The sequence below is a fragment of the Ruminococcoides sp. genome (assembly GCF_057037865.1).
The window spans coordinates 14,208-29,579 of the sequence record NZ_DBLZMS010000014.1; the positions used below are offsets into that span (position 1 = coordinate 14,208).

The following is a 15,372-nucleotide window of genomic DNA, read 5'->3' on the forward strand; positions in this document are numbered from 1 at the left end:
GTCAATGCAAATTTGAGCATTAAACTACTTTCCCGTAACATGGGTATCACCGAAAGCCTCGGCATAAACATTGTTGTCGAGAATCATTCTTGAAACGGTAAAGAGGTTGTTGCATCTGTTATTGAGTTCGTCAATATCATCCTTGCCCTTTGCGCCCTTGAAAGCGGTGTATTCGCCTGTTGACGCATTGTATTTTCCGTTCTGAGAAATCCAGCTTCTGTCGGCAAACACAACGAACGGTTCTTTGTTTCCGAAAACATCCGTACCTGCCAACATTCTGCTGTCATATTCAAGACCGAGCATATTTGAAAGCGTGGGCAGAATATCAAGGCTTGAACAGTATGTGTTAACCTTGACGGGCTTTTTCATTGAACCGCTCCACAACAGCCATGCATTTTTGTACTGTTCAAAGGTTGTGTCAACCTTGTGCCCCGCAAGCTCGGACACACCGTCAAATTCATCAAGCGAATACGGATAATGGTCGTCCGTAAGGCAAATAAGGGTGTTGTCAAGCTTGCCTGCTTTTTCGAGTCTTGCAAGAAGATATTCCATTGCCTTGTCAAGCTCAATGTTTGCGGCAAGATAACCCTTGACCTCATCGCTGTATTTCAGGTCTTTTACAAGGTCTGCGTTGCGTTCGCTCATGGTGTTGTATGAATATCCGCCATGACCGCTGACCGTCATATAATAAACGCTGAAGCTGTCGGAATTTATGTAATCGTCAACCGTTTTCTGCATCATCTTGAGGTCGGAATTCGGCCACACATTTTCACCGAGGTCAAGACCTTTTCCGATTGCAGAATAGTCATAGCCGATATTTGTAAGGTACTTGTCCCTGTCGTAGTAATCATAGGTGTGATTGTGGTAAGCGTTAACTGTTTTGTAACCGAGTTTTCTGCTCTGCTCACCGAGAGTGAACGGGAAACTTACATTATTTTCGGCTGACTTTGAAAAGCTCCACACACCGGATTTTGGAATCAAGCCTGTAAGATTTGCATATTCACCGTCAGTTGTGCTTACACCCCACGCAGGCGAATAGTAATTTTCAAATTGAAATCCCTCGTTATACATTTTGTAGAGCGTCGGAGTCAGATCCTTGTCAATTGCATACTGCGAAAAGCTTTCGGCTGTAATGAAAATTATGTTGTAGCCCTTGAACATACCCGTGTATTCGTTGGTATAGCTCGGTTCTTCGCTGTCAAAATATTCATAAAGCGACTTTAACTCATCATTATTTGTACTCTTTGTAAGCTTTGAAAAATCAGCACTCATAATTTGAGCTTTCTGCTCTGTTTTTGTAATTTCATCGGCAGTCGATTCTTTATTTTTCGGCTTGCTGTTTGTGCGTATATTTGCTTTGTAACCGAACATAAGGCGGCTGATGTCAAGCCTTTGCATTGTATAAAGTCCGTAGCGTTCACACACGGCAACCTGTTGCAATTCACCGTAATAAAGATTGTAGTTGCTCTTTGTGTCGGAAGAATCACGGTCAATGCCTACCGCAAGGACAGTTCCGATCTGAAAAACCACCGCAATCAAAAGCACAATCAGCTTACCCTTTAACTTTACTTTTGAAAAGTCAAACAGCTTTCCGCCGAAAATTATAAAGAAAGCAAGAGGAACAAAAAGTAAAACGACAAACACGATTCTGCTTGTTATCGCAGTCATAATCATATCAATTGAATTGAATGCCTGCCCTGCACCGCCGTTTGTAACGCTGCTTACAACAACCATTGTGCCAAAAACATTATAGTATATCATCTGCACACCGTACCATATCGTCAGCACAGCCGTGAGTACGGTTGCAATCCCTCTGTTTACCCCTCTGCGTTTTGAAAAAGAACACAACAAAACAAGTACCGCCGAAAGCACGATTGTGAACAGAAATGTGAAGGCAAAACCGCCGAGCACATCAAACCCCGACGCAATTTTGAGGTCGGTTTCAAGCCATAGAATCAAAAACGGAAAGTACGCAAAAAATGCGACTCTCTTTGCAAAGCCATGACTTTTTTCAGGCTTTCTGTAGTAGTCAAAATTTGAACTTCCGACTTTTACGGCAGGCTGTCCCACATAGTGATTTCTTCTTGAAAGTCCGCTGTTTGCACCGTCTGAATATGTCATTTAATTCTCCTTTCTTTTTCAATGCAGTTATTAAGTAGATTATAAAACGAAAATGCCGCCATTGCAATGACAAATTTAACCAAAATTCGCCCTATATGACACATTCGGACTTTTTATATATTGAAACAGTTGACCTTTTGTAGTATAATTATAGTTTAATGAGAGGCTTGTGTGAAAAGCTATGCAAATTGCGGTTTTGAACAAGGCTTCTTAATTTATGTATTATTATGAAAAGGAAGATTTTTATGGCAAAGAAACAGTTTAAATCAGAGTCAAAAAGACTTCTTGACCTTATGATTAACTCAATTTATACTCACAAAGAAATTTTTCTTCGTGAGATTATTTCAAATGCAAGCGACGCTATCGACAAGCTTTGCTTCATTTCTCTTACCGATGACAAGGTCGGTCTTGACAGAGGCGATTTCAAAATCGTTTTAAAGCCCGACAAAGAAAGCCGTACTCTTACAATCACGGATAACGGTATCGGCATGAACAAGGATGACCTTGAAAACAACCTCGGCACAATCGCATCCTCAGGCTCACTCAAATTCAAGCAGAGCATGGAAGAAAAGCAGGACGACATTGACATTATCGGTCAGTTCGGCGTTGGTTTCTACTCGGCATTTATGGTTGCAAAGAAGATTACCGTAAACACAAAGAAATACGGCGAGGATACGGCATATTGCTGGCAGTCAAGCGGTGCAGACGGCTACACAATCAGCGAGATTGAAAAGGAAAATGCCGGCACAGAGATTATTCTTGAAATCAAGGATAACACAGACGATGAAAACTATGACGAATTCCTTGAGCAGTACAGAATACAGGGACTTGTCAAGAAGTATTCCGACTACATCCGCTACCCGATTGTTATGGATATGACAAAGAGCAGAGTTAAGGAAGAAACCAAGGACAGCGACAAGCCCGAATATGAGGATTACACGGAAACCGTAACACTCAACAGCATGATTCCTCTTTGGCAGAGAAGAAAGAAAGATGTTACTCAGGAAGAATACGACAAGTTCTACAGCGAAAAATTTATGGCTATGGACAAGCCACTTAAAACTATCGTAACTTCTGTTGAGGGTGTTGTAACCTACAAGGCATTGCTCTTTATTCCGTCTGTTGCTCCTTATGACTACTACACAAAGGAATACAAAAAGGGACTTCAGCTTTATTCAAGCGGTGTGCTTATTATGGATAACTGCGAAGAGCTTTTGCCTGAGCACTTCCGTTTTGTAAAGGGTATTGTTGACAGTGCAGACCTTTCGCTCAACATTTCAAGAGAAATGCTCCAGCATGACCGTCACCTCATTACAATTGCTCAGAACATTGAAAAGAAGATTAAAAACGAGCTTACTTCAATGCTTCAGAATGACCGTGAGAATTACGAGAAATTCTTCAACGCATTCGGCAGACAGCTTAAATACGGTGTTGTTTCGGACTACGGTATGCACAAGGAAGAACTTCAGGACCTTATTATGTTCTATTCTTCAAGCGAGAAAAAGCTTGTTACGCTTTCGGAATATGTTGACAGAATGAAAGAGGATCAGAAGTTCATCTACTTTGCAACAGGCGAAAATGCCGCTGCAATCGACACACTTCCGCAGACAGAGCTTATCCGCTCAAAGGGTTACGAAATTCTTTACTGCACAGAGGAGATTGACGAGTTTACTCTACAGTCACTCATGACATATAAGGAAAAGAAATTCTGTTCGGCAATGAACGATGACCTCGGCATTGAAACCGAAGAAAATAAAGAGGATGAAGAAAACAAGGACGCACTTCTTACATTTGTTAAGGAAACACTCGGTGACAAGGTTGCAGAGGTTACCGCATCAAAGAAACTTGTTTCACATCCTGTTTGCCTTACGGCAAAGGGCGGCATTTCATTTGAAATGGAAAAGTATTTCAACTCAGTTCAGCCTGACGCAAATATGAAGGCTCAGCGTGTGCTTGAGCTTAACTTTTCACATCCTGCCGTTAAGAAGATGGAAGAATTTATCAAGAGCGATGTTGACAGAGCAAAGAAGTATGCCGAGGTTCTCTACAGTCAGGCGCTTCTAATCGCAGGACTTCCGCTTGAAAATCCGTCCGAATACACAGACCTTGTTTGTTCGATTATGTAAATTGTTGATTTGCGTTTGCCGCAAATCAAATGGCGATCACTGATCGCCGCTACTATACGGCAATAACCGCCGATACAGGTGCAAATCACAAATCTCACACTAAACTAAACATTTTACACCCGATTTCCGACCAAAACGGAAATCGGGCGTTTTGTTTTTGCAGAAAATTCCGCAAAATCTTTTGCAATAATATTGATATAATTTTTGCGTTGTGATACACTGATTTCAGTAAAAGTTTTTTCGGAGGCGGACTTGATGAAACATTACGATGAAAAGCAAATGCAAGAAAATATTCTCTATCTTGAGGCACTTTCGGAGCAGTATCCGAACATTCAGTCGGCGGCGGCAGAGATGATTAATCTTCACGCAATCCTTGATTTGCCGAAAGGTACCGAACATTTTCTTTCCGATATTCACGGTGAGCATGAGGCATTCAGACATATTCTCAACAACGCATCGGGTTCAATCAGAGAAAAGATTGACGACCTTTTTTCAAATACTCTCACATCCGAACAGCGTGCCGAGCTTGCAACGCTGATTTATTATCCAAAGGAAAAACTCAGTGTTTACAAAAGCGAAATAACCGACATTGAAGAATGGTACAGATTAACACTCATAAGATTGCTTGCAATCTGCCGACACATTTCTTCAAAATACACACGAAGCAAGGTTCGTAAAACTCTGCCAAAGCATTATGCCTACATCATTGAGGAGCTTATGTTCGGTGATTCCGGCAAAAAAGACCGTGAAACCTACCACGAAAATATTCTGCACACAATTATTGAGGCAGGACAAGCCGATGTTTTCATACTCTCGCTTTGTGACACGATAAAAAGACTTATTGTTGACAAGCTCCACATTGTCGGCGACATTTTCGACAGAGGTGCAAGACCTGACATTGTGCTTGACGACCTTATGATGCACCACGGTGTTGACATTCAGTGGGGCAATCACGATATTCTTTGGATGGGTGCGGCATCGGGCAGTATGGCTTGCATTGCCGCTGCGCTTAACAACGCATTTTCATACGGCAATCTTGACACAATCGAGGTCGGCTACGGAATAAGTCTGCGTGACCTCTCGCTTTTTGCAAAGGATGTTTACGGCGGCGGAAATGTTGAACGCTTTATGCCGAAAGGTCCTTTTGCGGATTCGCCCTACACCTCAAACGATCCGTTGCTTGTTGCCGATATGCACAAGGCGATTGCCGTTATTCTCTTTAAGCTTGAGGGTCAGCTTGTCAGCCGCAATCCTAACTTTAATATGAGCGACAGGCGATTGCTTGACAAGATTGATTTTGAAAATGCGACCGTAACTGTCGGCGAAAAGAAGTATCCGATTTCCGACACCTTCTTCCCCACAGTTGACCATGACTATCCGTATGAACTGACAAAGACGGAAAAACGGGTTATGGAACAGCTTAAAAATGCCTTTATGGCAAGTGAAAAGCTGAAAAGGCACATTGATTTTCTGTTTGCCAAGGGCGGAATGTACAAGTGTTGCAACAACAATCTTTTGCTCCACGGCTGTATTCCGATGAATAAGGACGGCAGTTTTATGGAATTTGACACGGGCAGCTGTGTGCTTTCGGGAAAAGCATTGCTTGATGAGCTTGAAAAGATTGTTCGTCAGGGACACTCTGCCCCCGAAAATTCTCCCGAAAGGCAAAAGGGCAACGACTATATGTGGTATCTCTGGTGCGGAAAACATTCACCGCTTTTCGGCAGAGAAAAGATGTGCTCGTTTGAGCGTTTCTTTATTGACGATTCCGAAACCCACACGGAAACACGCAACCATTACTACACGCTCTATCACGATGAAGATGCCTGCGTAAGGATTTTGAAAGAATTCGGTCTTTCGGAAAATCACGGTCACATAATCAACGGTCATGTTCCCGTTATCCGCAAAAAGGGCGAAAGTCCGATAAAGGCTAACGGCAAGCTGATTGTGATTGACGGCGGATTTTGCAGAGCATATCAGGACAAAACAGGCACGGCGGGCTACACGCTTGTCTATAATTCCTACGGTATGCGAATTGTCACCCACGAACCCTTTGCGGGAATTGACAACGCAATCAAGTCAAACAAGGACATCCTCTCAACAACAAAAGTTTTTGACACCTCGGAAAACCGAATCCGTGTTGCACAAACCGATGACGGTCAGACAATCCGTAACCGCATTGAAGGACTTTCAATGCTCCTCTGCGCCTACCGCAACGGTGTTCTGAAAGAACAGTAATTTAAAGGAGAATTGTTATGTTCAACTGCATTAAATCATTTTCCTACAAAATGAACATTTCTGCCAATCAGGTTTCTAACGCTTTAAGAATGAAGGCTTTGGGCAATACAAAACCCGATACACCAAAAATTGCAGGCAATTTTTTTGCGAACAAATTCACAATTCATCTTTCAAAAAATCACCCATTTGGCGGACCTGACAACCAATCTCCCGATTTTGACGGAACTGTTGAAAACTCAGCAAACGGCTCGGTTCTGACATTAAAAATGAAATCATTGAAATATCTGCTTTTACCGATACCTTTTATGATTTTCGTGCTGTTTTTGGCAGGTCTTTTAATTTACGATTATTTTTGTAATGAAAACTTGGCATCGCTGATATTCTCAATTGTTCCGATATTACTGTTTGCAGGTGTGTGGATTTTAATATTCACAAAGCTTAATCGACAATATAAGAAAATGAAGAATTTTATTGAGGAATTTTTCAAAGACAATATAACTACAAAGTAAAAACACGGCTTGTTCGGAAAATGAACAAGCCGTGTTTTTGTGTATCAATTCTGTAGGGGCATTCATTGGACGCCCGCCTTGATGAAATTTTATGTTTTACAAAAATGTTTTGATATTATGGAAATTATGTATTCATTTGTAGCTGCGAACCTTGTTCGCCATTTGTTTTGTGTGTAAACATAAAACAATAAATATCTGTATTGAATTTGTTGTTAAATAATCATTTTGCCCCAAGCTTACGCTTGTGACGATTGGCGAACACGGTTCGCAGCTACTGTATGACAATCACTTTGCGATTTTTATATAATTTAATTTACCATAAAATTTTCTACTGTTACTTGCGGTCATCTGATAAATGACCCTACAGGTTATCAAGCCATATTGTATATTATTCATAAAATTCCACTCGAAAATTTTTACCTCCCCCCTTGACTATGTTTTAAAAATGTATTATTCTATATACATAGACAATCTATGTATATAGAACTGCGAGGTATTATAGAAATGGGAGGGATAATATGAAGAATAAATTTCTTGAAAAAGTTGCAGAGCAAATTGCAGACAAGCACTCCCGAAAGCTAATCACAGCCGAGCTTGAATCGCACTTGCTTGACAAAATCGACTACTATGTTGACATAGGCTACTCAAAAGAAGATGCTGAAAAGCGTGCCACCGAGGAAATGGGCAATCCTGAAGACACGGCTGTTCCATTAAATGCTCTGCACAACAATAACTTTCGTGACCTGCTGTCATTTATCTGTTGCGGTGTTATAATACTGATGTTCTTCTGCACAATATGGTTTCGTGACGCTTTTATATACAGCTACGATAACCAATCATACAGACACAGCATACTATGCGATTTTGTTTCGCTTGCTTTTCTGATTGCATATGCTGTAATGTTAATATTGGCAAGAAAAAAACACATTAAAATCATTCCGTTATTTGTGGCGATTTCTTTTATCCTGCAATTTTTCTCCGTTATTATTTACGATTACAACGAGGCTGCACTCACATCAACAGCACCGCCGAATATGTTTTATTTTTACCAGCCAGCAATGTACGCAATTGTAAAAACAGTTACAGAGGGATTTGGCGCATATTCAGAATGTATTTTTATTGCAGTTCCTGCCGAAACCGATTCTTTCTGTTTTAATGTTTTGCCCTATATCTTAGGGTTAATATTTATAATATGGTCAATCATACTTTTCATTAAAATATTGAAATCAGAAAGAGTTGACAATCGTAAAAAATACAACATACCTATCCGCCTTATAGAAATATGTGCAAGCGTATTTTTGTCCGTAAATCTTATTATAACAGTCACTGCCACAGCATACAGAACCGTCAATGATTTTGCAACAGGCAACAGCTATTCTGCAAGCCGTGAAGGAATGTCGGAATATGTTCTTAATGCAGATTTAACACGAGATAAGTCTGAAATTATAGATGAACTGACGCTTGAGGGATACTATGCGGATACAGAAATCCCTGCCGAATTTTACGGCAAAGGCGGCACAATATCAGTTGGAACTGGTATGGATAACAACGGAAGATACACAACCCTTTCATACAATTTGGGTTATGGATTTATTACATACGATGAAAGCGTAGGAGCTTTCATTAATGAGAGGGATATATACGATAAAACTCCCGAAATTTTGTCCGATGTAGATGCAATCAAAAAGATTGACAAGGGAGATGACTTTGAAAGCATAAAAGAATCGGGACTTTTAAAATGGGCTAATGGAATATGCAAAACATATTATCGAGATAAGAAGAAAACAGTATATGAAATAAACTTTACAATTTATTTTAAAGGATACGATGATACTTCTGATGACGGCTCAAACTTTTTCTTTAAAAACCTGACCATAGAGGACGGAAAAGTTACTGATTATTGTGATTAAACGAAAACTCTGAAAGGAGGGATAGTATGACAAATAGTTTTGTTGACAAAGTATCGGAGCAGATTAGTGACAAACACTCCCGAAAGCTAATTACAGCCGAGCTTGAATCGCATTTGCTTGATAAAATTGACTACTATGTTGACATAGGCTATTCAAAAGAAGAAGCCGAAAAGCGTGCCACCGAAGAAATGGGCAATCCCGATGACACCGCCGTGCCGTTGAATTTTTTGCATACAAACATTTTCCTATCGCCGTTTACAATTATTTGTGCTTGCCTTGTTACAGCTATGTTTCTATGCACAGTTTTTTTAAAAGACAAGTTCATATACCGATACGATACAGTATTTTACAGGCACGATATACTCTTGGATTTTATTTCACTTGCATTTATAATTACATATGTGGTCTTGCTGACATTATCACGAAAAAAGAATAATTATGTGATTCCGATAATAATATTGATTTCTTTCATTTTGCAATTTGTATCAATATTTTTTGAAAACGATAATTATGAAATCTGTTCTGCAGGACATCCGAATTTATTATATTTTTATCAACCTGCTGTTTTTGCCGTTGTAAAAACTGTTACGGAAGGTTTTTCGGCATATATGCAATGCATTTTCACAAAGGTTCCTGCACAATACAGTGGCTTTGCAGTTTTCTGTTTTGAAATTCTTCCGTATATTATCGGTGCTATATTTATTTTATGGTCAATATTATTGTTGATAAAAATATGCCGCAGGGAAATGCTTTTAAGTAATAAGGGCTTACAAATTCCGATAGGTTTTTTTGAAATATGTATGTGCATCTTCTTATCGGTAAATTTGGTCTATATGACAGCAACAACAACCTACAAGGCGGTAGAGGATTGTAAAACAGACAACAATTATTCTGCAAACAAGCAAGAAATGGTGGATTATGTTCTTACTTCCGACTTATCCAAAGACAAATCGGAAGTATTCAGCGACTTGGCGTCACAAGGCTATTATCAAAAAAGCGAAATGCTTTACAGCGAGGCTGTATATTACGATAAAGGCGGTGAATTGTCATTAATCTGTGGTAAGAATGATGATTTCTCGATATGTCTACAGTATAATTCGGAAGATTATTTAAATTCTTACGATGAGCATTTCAATTTTGACACTCTAAACAAAAATTCTATTTATAATGAGTCGCCGAAGATTTTAGCTGATTTGGATGCTATTCAGAAGATTTCAAAAGGAACAACCCTTGAAAGCATAAAAAAATCAGGACTTTTGAAATATACAGATTATGTATCCAAAACATTCTATGAAGATAAAAAAGAAACAGAAATTGAACTTTGTCTTACCATATATCTAAATAACGGTACAGGCTATCTCGAAGAAAGCGACAATCGAAACTATAAAATTCTGACTATTAAAGACGGAGTAGTGGTTGATTGTTACAGCGATTAAAATCGAAAAGGAGGGATAGTATGGCAAACAGTTTTATTGACAAAGTGTCGGAGCTAATCGGAAAGGAGCAAATAAAATGAAAATCAGTAAAGAACTTATCAAAGGCAGTACAGCAATGCTTGTTATGAGCGTTTTAAAGAAAAGCGATATGTACGGATACAAAATTATTAAAGAGCTTGAGTTGCAAAGTGAAAGCGTGTTTGAGCTTAAAGAGGGTACTCTCTACCCCATTCTTCACGCACTTGAAGAAGAAAATCTGCTTGAAAGCTACTGGGAAGAATTTGACGGCAGAAAGCGTAAATACTACCACCTCACCCGCAAAGGCACAAAACGCCTTAAAGAAAAGCAGGAGGAATGGAAAGTGTATTCAAAATCAGTCGAAAAAGTTCTCAGCTTTTCAGGTGTGTAAAACACTTATCACAGACAGACCGTTTTCCGTTAATCTTGAATTTATAGCCCTGTAATGGTAAAATTATCCTATAAACTCAGAAACGGAGATATTATGATGCACAAATTAAAAGTCAGAGCAAATCATACGGTATATATCATATTTGCCGTTTTGTCATTGTTTTCCCTGACACTTATATTTAATGACAATATATGGTTTGACGAGGCGTACACGCTGTCGCTGATTCAGCACAATTATTCAGACATAATCAATATTCTGAAATCCGATATGCACCCACCGCTGTATTTTTTGTCGCTGAAAACATTTTGTAGCATCTTTGGATACTCAATAACAACAACAAAAATATTTTCGGCAATCGGTTACATTGCAACGCTGTTTTTGGGATGCACAATCATAAAAAAGCACTACGGCAGTAAAACATCAATAATTTATATGCTGACTGTCGGAGCTGTGCCAATGATGCTCTATTTCAGCGTTCAGCAAAGGTCATACTCATGGAGCATATTTTTTGTTACATTATGCTTTATTGAGTCCCTGCTTTTTATAGCAAACAAAAAGTTTCATCACTGCATTTTATTTGCTATAGCGGGACTTGGGGCTGCATACAATCACATCTATGCACTTCTTGCAGTTGCAATTATCTTTGCTTTTGCAAATATATATCTGCTCATTAAAGACAGAAATTTGTTCAAGCGTGTTATTATTGCAGACCTTATTATGGTGGCAGGATATTCATTTTGGATAATTCCTCTTTTAAATCAAACAAAATCAGCCTCAAGTAATTTTTGGCTCAGCGGAGTTGAACCGTTGTCTGTAATTGTATTCATATCGGGCATAGCAGTATCTGCACTTGTTCTTATGAAAAAGAGCAACCGAAAATTGTGTATAATTTTCGCAGATGTCTGCGTTATGGGGATTCAAATAATCGGGTTGTTCGTAACCGTTTTTATACGCCCGTTTTACATTGCAAGATACAGCGTTGTAATTCTCGGTATCTTTGCAATTCTTGTTGCTTTCGGCGTAAAAGATATAAAACCAAAGCCGAGCAAAGTAATATGCACCCTGCTTTGCGTTTTAAATATCGGCTGTCTTGTTGCAACAGGATTGTTTGAATATAATCCGTCAATGACAAATTTTCGTGAAAGATTCAGTTCTCAACAGTCAGAATCAGACACTTTTGTTTACTGCGACAGTGCATTCGGAATTATGTCGTATTATTATCCGAACAACACCCACCTTTGCACCTACAAAGAAAACTGGTTTGAGGCATTTGAAAATGTTGAATGTATAAACAAAAATGAAATTGCAGACAAAGTTGACCCAAATCATAAAATTTGGTTTGTAAAAAATGAACTCACAAAAATGCCAAAATGCATTAAAAGTAATTTCAAGTATAAAAAGATTGATTCTTTCCAATGTGACTTCAATAAATTTGACCTATATTTACTTATTCTAAAGTAAATATAGGTCTTTTGTTTATGGTATAAATGCAGAAATTAAAACTAATTTGTCTCTTATTTTCTGCTTTCGTAGTCCTTGTCTATCTCATCACTCCAAGACGATGAAAGCGGTCTGCTTTTTCTGAAATTGCACACGGTTTTCGATACTGCGTCAAAAACAACAGCCGTACCCTGACCGTCAGCGTGATAATTAACGGAGCGGTCGGAATTGATTCCAAAATGCTTAGCGGTTTCAACGGAATCAATGTTTGCACCGATGAAAAGAAATTCCCAGCCGTAGCGATTTTTCTGACGCTCAATCATTTTCTTGACCTTATTGCTTGAATAGATACGGCTTGCGTTCTCCATTCCGTCGGTCATAATCACAAACAAGGTGTGTTCGGGAACATCTTCTTTTCTTGCATACTTATGAATGTTGCCAATGTGATGAATTGCACCGCCGATAGCGTCAATGAGTGCAGTTGAGCCACGAACCGTATAATCGTTTTCAGTCATTTTTGAAATTTCCGACAATTCAACCCTGTCGTGAAGAACCTCGGTTTCGTGATCAAACAATACGGTTGAAACATAGCACTTGCCGTCCTGTCTGCGTTGCTTTTCAATGAGCGAATTAAATCCGCCGATTGTGTCCTGTTCAAGTCCTGACATTGAGCCGCTTCTGTCAAGAATGAATACCAATTCTGTAATGTTGTTTTTCATAGTTGTTACCTCCAAAAGCAATTAAGTTTTTTATCTTGACTTAATCATATAACTTTCGGGATAACATATGGTCGCCTGAAATGCGACATTTACTGCCCCAACAAAACTTGGTCAAATTCAAATAAAGCCTCGTTTACAGTAAAAATATCATACTCGCCCTTTTGAATAAAATATTCAATGATAACATCAAATTTATTCGAGTGCGAAAGTGCATAGCCGGCCTTTTGGAGCATTTCTTTAGTTTCATCAAGCGACAGTTCAAGTGCAACGGCAAAGGCAATTGCGGTATTTTTCTTAGGTTTATAGTTGACATTGTTTCTTATTTTAGAAAACAGCTTGCGGTCAACATTCGCCTTTTTATAACACTGAGAATCCGTAAGACCTTTTTCGTCAATTTTACGCAAAAGCATCTGAGAAAAGCTTTCATCAAGCTGATTTACAACATCAGCTAAATTCAAAGCTGCGGTTTGCATTGGATAAGTCTCCGGCTGTCTTAAAAGACGGGATAATCCACGACTGCGGTTTTCGGAATAGTGCGTTTCAACATAGTGTTCGTCAATGTATTCGGCAATATCACGAACAAGCTTTTTGCTGACACGGAATCCGTCTTTGTCAAACACAACAATATAAACGAGCATATCGTTGTCTGCAAGAAATTTACAGATTTCGTTGATTGCCACCTGTAATGCCTGTTCTTTCGGATAGCCGTAAACCCCCGATGAAATCAAAGGAAAGGCAACCGATTCGCATTCATAAGCCTTTGCAAGCTGCAACGAGTTACGATAACATGACGAAAGCAGTTCTTCCTCATGATAATTTCCGCCTTGCCATACAGGACCGACCGTGTGAATAACATACTTGCAGGGCAGTTTGTACGCACCCGTAATTTTCGCCTCACCCGTTCTGCAACCGCCAAGTTTTCTGCATTCATTAAGCAATTCATTCCCCGCCGCACGGTGAATCGCACCATCAACACCGCCTCCGCCAAGCAACGAACTGTTCGCCGCATTAACAATTGCGTCACATTTCATCTTAGTTATATCATTCCGAACAATCTGCAACGGCAAAATAATCACCCTTTAAATTCACAATTTTAATGTTTTATTACTCTGATATTAATTATATAGCACCTCTCAATTAAATTCAATGCAAAATTAAATAGTATGGTTTGTATTTTAACAGCCAAACAAGCGACAGCTTAATTCCTGTCGCTTGTGATTATCATATATTCTATTTTTCGTGTTGTCAGAACTATTGAAATTAAGCCTAATATTATTGCAGTGCTACCATTACACGCTATGATTATCGCTATTTATTTTATAACTTTTCCTATTCAGTCATTTTCTTGATATCGTCATAGGAATATGTTTTCTCTGTTGTTTCGGAACTATCAGTAATCAACTGAACAAATTTATTGTCGCCATCAGCATATAACTGACCTGTATAAGAAACTCTTTCATATGCACCGTTCGGCAACGGACTATTCTTAGGAGTTTGAACTAAACACAGTATCAAATCATCCGACTTTTGAACCGTTTTTTCACCGTCAATTGTTTCTTTAAGAAAAGTCGTTTTAATTTCCTCTGCACTTAAATTTTTAAATCGAAACGCATCATTATGTCCTTCAATATGTTCACTAAGCGGAATATATCCACCCAAATTAAATACTGATATTACATCTCCGACTTTTAAATCTCCTTTTAATGTATCAGTTATCAGGACATCTAATTTTGTCCAAGCAACGCCTTCATAGCTTGTATAAGCTACATTTTGAACTGTTACACGGATCACATCATCCGATATTGATATTAATTTCTTAAGGTCATTTTGATAAAGTTCATCAGGTGTTGAAGCAAGTTCAATTACATTGCTGTCAGAATCGGGAACGCTATAGTTCTTTTCCAAATTCACAGATAAATCTCTTAGCACTCCAACATTTGCATTACTCGAATTATCGGTGTTATTTGAAGAGTCTTTACAGCCGATGATAATAAAACAAGCTATTATTAACATAAGGAACAATAAAAATGCTTTTTTCATAATTAATTACCTCCTTTATCTATAAACTGTATTTTTGTGCTTTGTGCAGTTTCTACATTTTCATAGTAACGCATAAAGTTAATTTTGTCAACTAATGTTTTTACACCTTAATATGATTAAAAAATAAGCGACAGCTTAATTCCTGTCGCTTGTAATTATCATATATTCTATTTTTTCGGGTTGCCCCAACTATTGACATTGAACCAAAAAAGAAAACAGAGCAGTCAAAAGACTACTCTGTTGTGGCTCCCCCAACTGGGCTCGAACCAGTGACATCATGATTAACAGTCATGCGCTCTACCGACTGAGCTATGGAGGAATACAGAGCAAAACACCCGTTTGGGTGTATGCTTTGTGTTGGCATCTCCCTATCTTCCCAGGCCGTCACCAGCCAAGTATTTTCGGCACCACTGAGCTTAACTTC

The 15,372-nt window shown here is 38.8% G+C and carries 11 protein-coding genes and 1 tRNA gene; 7 read left to right on the forward strand and 5 right to left on the reverse strand.

The window, feature by feature from the left end; genetic code table 11:
• Positions 1-24: 24 nt before the first annotated feature.
• Positions 25-2,121: an LTA synthase family protein gene (locus AC2HW8_RS09995; RefSeq protein WP_484327517.1), complete on the reverse strand. Its 2,097-nt coding sequence runs from the start codon at positions 2,119-2,121 to the stop codon at positions 25-27.
• A 245-nt stretch (positions 2,122-2,366) separates the two neighbouring features.
• Here AC2HW8_RS09995 and htpG point away from each other — a divergent pair, with 245 nt between their 5' ends.
• The 7 genes from htpG (at position 2,367) to AC2HW8_RS10030 (ending at position 12,210) form a co-directional block, all read left to right on the forward strand.
• The gene (gene htpG, locus AC2HW8_RS10000) at positions 2,367-4,247 is read left to right on the forward strand and encodes a molecular chaperone HtpG (RefSeq protein ID WP_484327518.1); all 1,881 of its coding nucleotides are present in this window, start codon (positions 2,367-2,369) and stop codon (positions 4,245-4,247) included.
• A gap of 255 nt (positions 4,248-4,502) precedes the next feature.
• On the forward strand, positions 4,503-6,485 hold the full coding sequence (locus AC2HW8_RS10005) for a fructose-1,6-bisphosphatase (protein ID WP_021883494.1): 1,983 nt from the start codon (positions 4,503-4,505) through the stop codon (positions 6,483-6,485).
• Positions 6,486-6,502: 17 nt separating this feature from the next.
• Positions 6,503-6,994, forward strand: coding sequence for a hypothetical protein (locus AC2HW8_RS10010; RefSeq protein ID WP_118101929.1), 492 nt, complete (start codon positions 6,503-6,505; stop codon positions 6,992-6,994).
• Positions 6,995-7,512: 518 nt separating this feature from the next.
• Positions 7,513-8,904, forward strand: coding sequence for a permease prefix domain 1-containing protein (locus AC2HW8_RS10015; RefSeq protein WP_337806488.1), 1,392 nt, complete (start codon positions 7,513-7,515; stop codon positions 8,902-8,904).
• A 26-nt stretch (positions 8,905-8,930) separates the two neighbouring features.
• On the forward strand, positions 8,931-10,340 hold the full coding sequence (locus tag AC2HW8_RS10020) for a permease prefix domain 1-containing protein (protein WP_484327519.1): 1,410 nt from the start codon (positions 8,931-8,933) through the stop codon (positions 10,338-10,340).
• 76 nt (positions 10,341-10,416) lie between these two features.
• Positions 10,417-10,749, forward strand: a complete 333-nt coding sequence (locus tag AC2HW8_RS10025) for a PadR family transcriptional regulator (protein ID WP_021882966.1) — start codon at positions 10,417-10,419, stop codon at positions 10,747-10,749.
• Positions 10,750-10,842: 93 nt separating this feature from the next.
• Positions 10,843-12,210 (forward strand): glycosyltransferase family 39 protein, encoded by a 1,368-nt coding sequence (locus AC2HW8_RS10030; RefSeq protein WP_296642993.1) that lies wholly within the window; start codon positions 10,843-10,845, stop codon positions 12,208-12,210.
• 53 nt (positions 12,211-12,263) lie between these two features.
• On the opposite strand, the gene AC2HW8_RS10035 is transcribed toward AC2HW8_RS10030, so the two are convergent.
• The 4 genes from AC2HW8_RS10035 to AC2HW8_RS10050 all read right to left on the reverse strand — a co-directional run bounded on the left by AC2HW8_RS10035 (position 12,264) and on the right by AC2HW8_RS10050 (position 15,267).
• Positions 12,264-12,908: a vWA domain-containing protein gene (locus tag AC2HW8_RS10035; RefSeq protein ID WP_215639351.1), complete on the reverse strand. Its 645-nt coding sequence runs from the start codon at positions 12,906-12,908 to the stop codon at positions 12,264-12,266.
• 89 nt (positions 12,909-12,997) lie between these two features.
• A complete protein-coding gene (locus AC2HW8_RS10040; protein WP_484312557.1) occupies positions 12,998-13,975 on the reverse strand; it encodes an O-acetyl-ADP-ribose deacetylase in 978 nt (325 codons plus the stop codon).
• A gap of 262 nt (positions 13,976-14,237) precedes the next feature.
• Positions 14,238-14,948 (reverse strand): hypothetical protein, encoded by a 711-nt coding sequence (locus tag AC2HW8_RS10045; RefSeq protein WP_117951084.1) that lies wholly within the window; start codon positions 14,946-14,948, stop codon positions 14,238-14,240.
• Between the two features lie 243 nt (positions 14,949-15,191).
• A tRNA-Asn gene (locus AC2HW8_RS10050) sits at positions 15,192-15,267 on the reverse strand.
• Positions 15,268-15,372 lie beyond the last annotated feature (105 nt).

Excerpts from the sequence above, each read along its gene's own strand:
- AC2HW8_RS10020 (WP_484327519.1), top strand. The coding sequence starts at position 8,931 with ATGACAAATAGTTTTGTTGACAAAGTATCGGAGCAGATTAGTGACAAA.
- AC2HW8_RS10025 (WP_021882966.1), top strand. The coding sequence starts at position 10,417 with ATGAAAATCAGTAAAGAACTTATCAAAGGCAGTACAGCAATGCTTGTT.
- AC2HW8_RS10030 (WP_296642993.1), top strand. The coding sequence starts at position 10,843 with ATGATGCACAAATTAAAAGTCAGAGCAAATCATACGGTATATATCATA.
- AC2HW8_RS09995 (WP_484327517.1), bottom strand. The coding sequence starts at position 2,121 with ATGACATATTCAGACGGTGCAAACAGCGGACTTTCAAGAAGAAATCAC.
- AC2HW8_RS10015 (WP_337806488.1), top strand. The coding sequence starts at position 7,513 with ATGAAGAATAAATTTCTTGAAAAAGTTGCAGAGCAAATTGCAGACAAG.
- AC2HW8_RS10035 (WP_215639351.1), bottom strand. The coding sequence starts at position 12,908 with ATGAAAAACAACATTACAGAATTGGTATTCATTCTTGACAGAAGCGGC.
- AC2HW8_RS10010 (WP_118101929.1), top strand. The coding sequence starts at position 6,503 with ATGTTCAACTGCATTAAATCATTTTCCTACAAAATGAACATTTCTGCC.
- AC2HW8_RS10005 (WP_021883494.1), top strand. The coding sequence starts at position 4,503 with ATGAAACATTACGATGAAAAGCAAATGCAAGAAAATATTCTCTATCTT.
- htpG (WP_484327518.1), top strand. The coding sequence starts at position 2,367 with ATGGCAAAGAAACAGTTTAAATCAGAGTCAAAAAGACTTCTTGACCTT.
- AC2HW8_RS10045 (WP_117951084.1), bottom strand. The coding sequence starts at position 14,948 with ATGAAAAAAGCATTTTTATTGTTCCTTATGTTAATAATAGCTTGTTTT.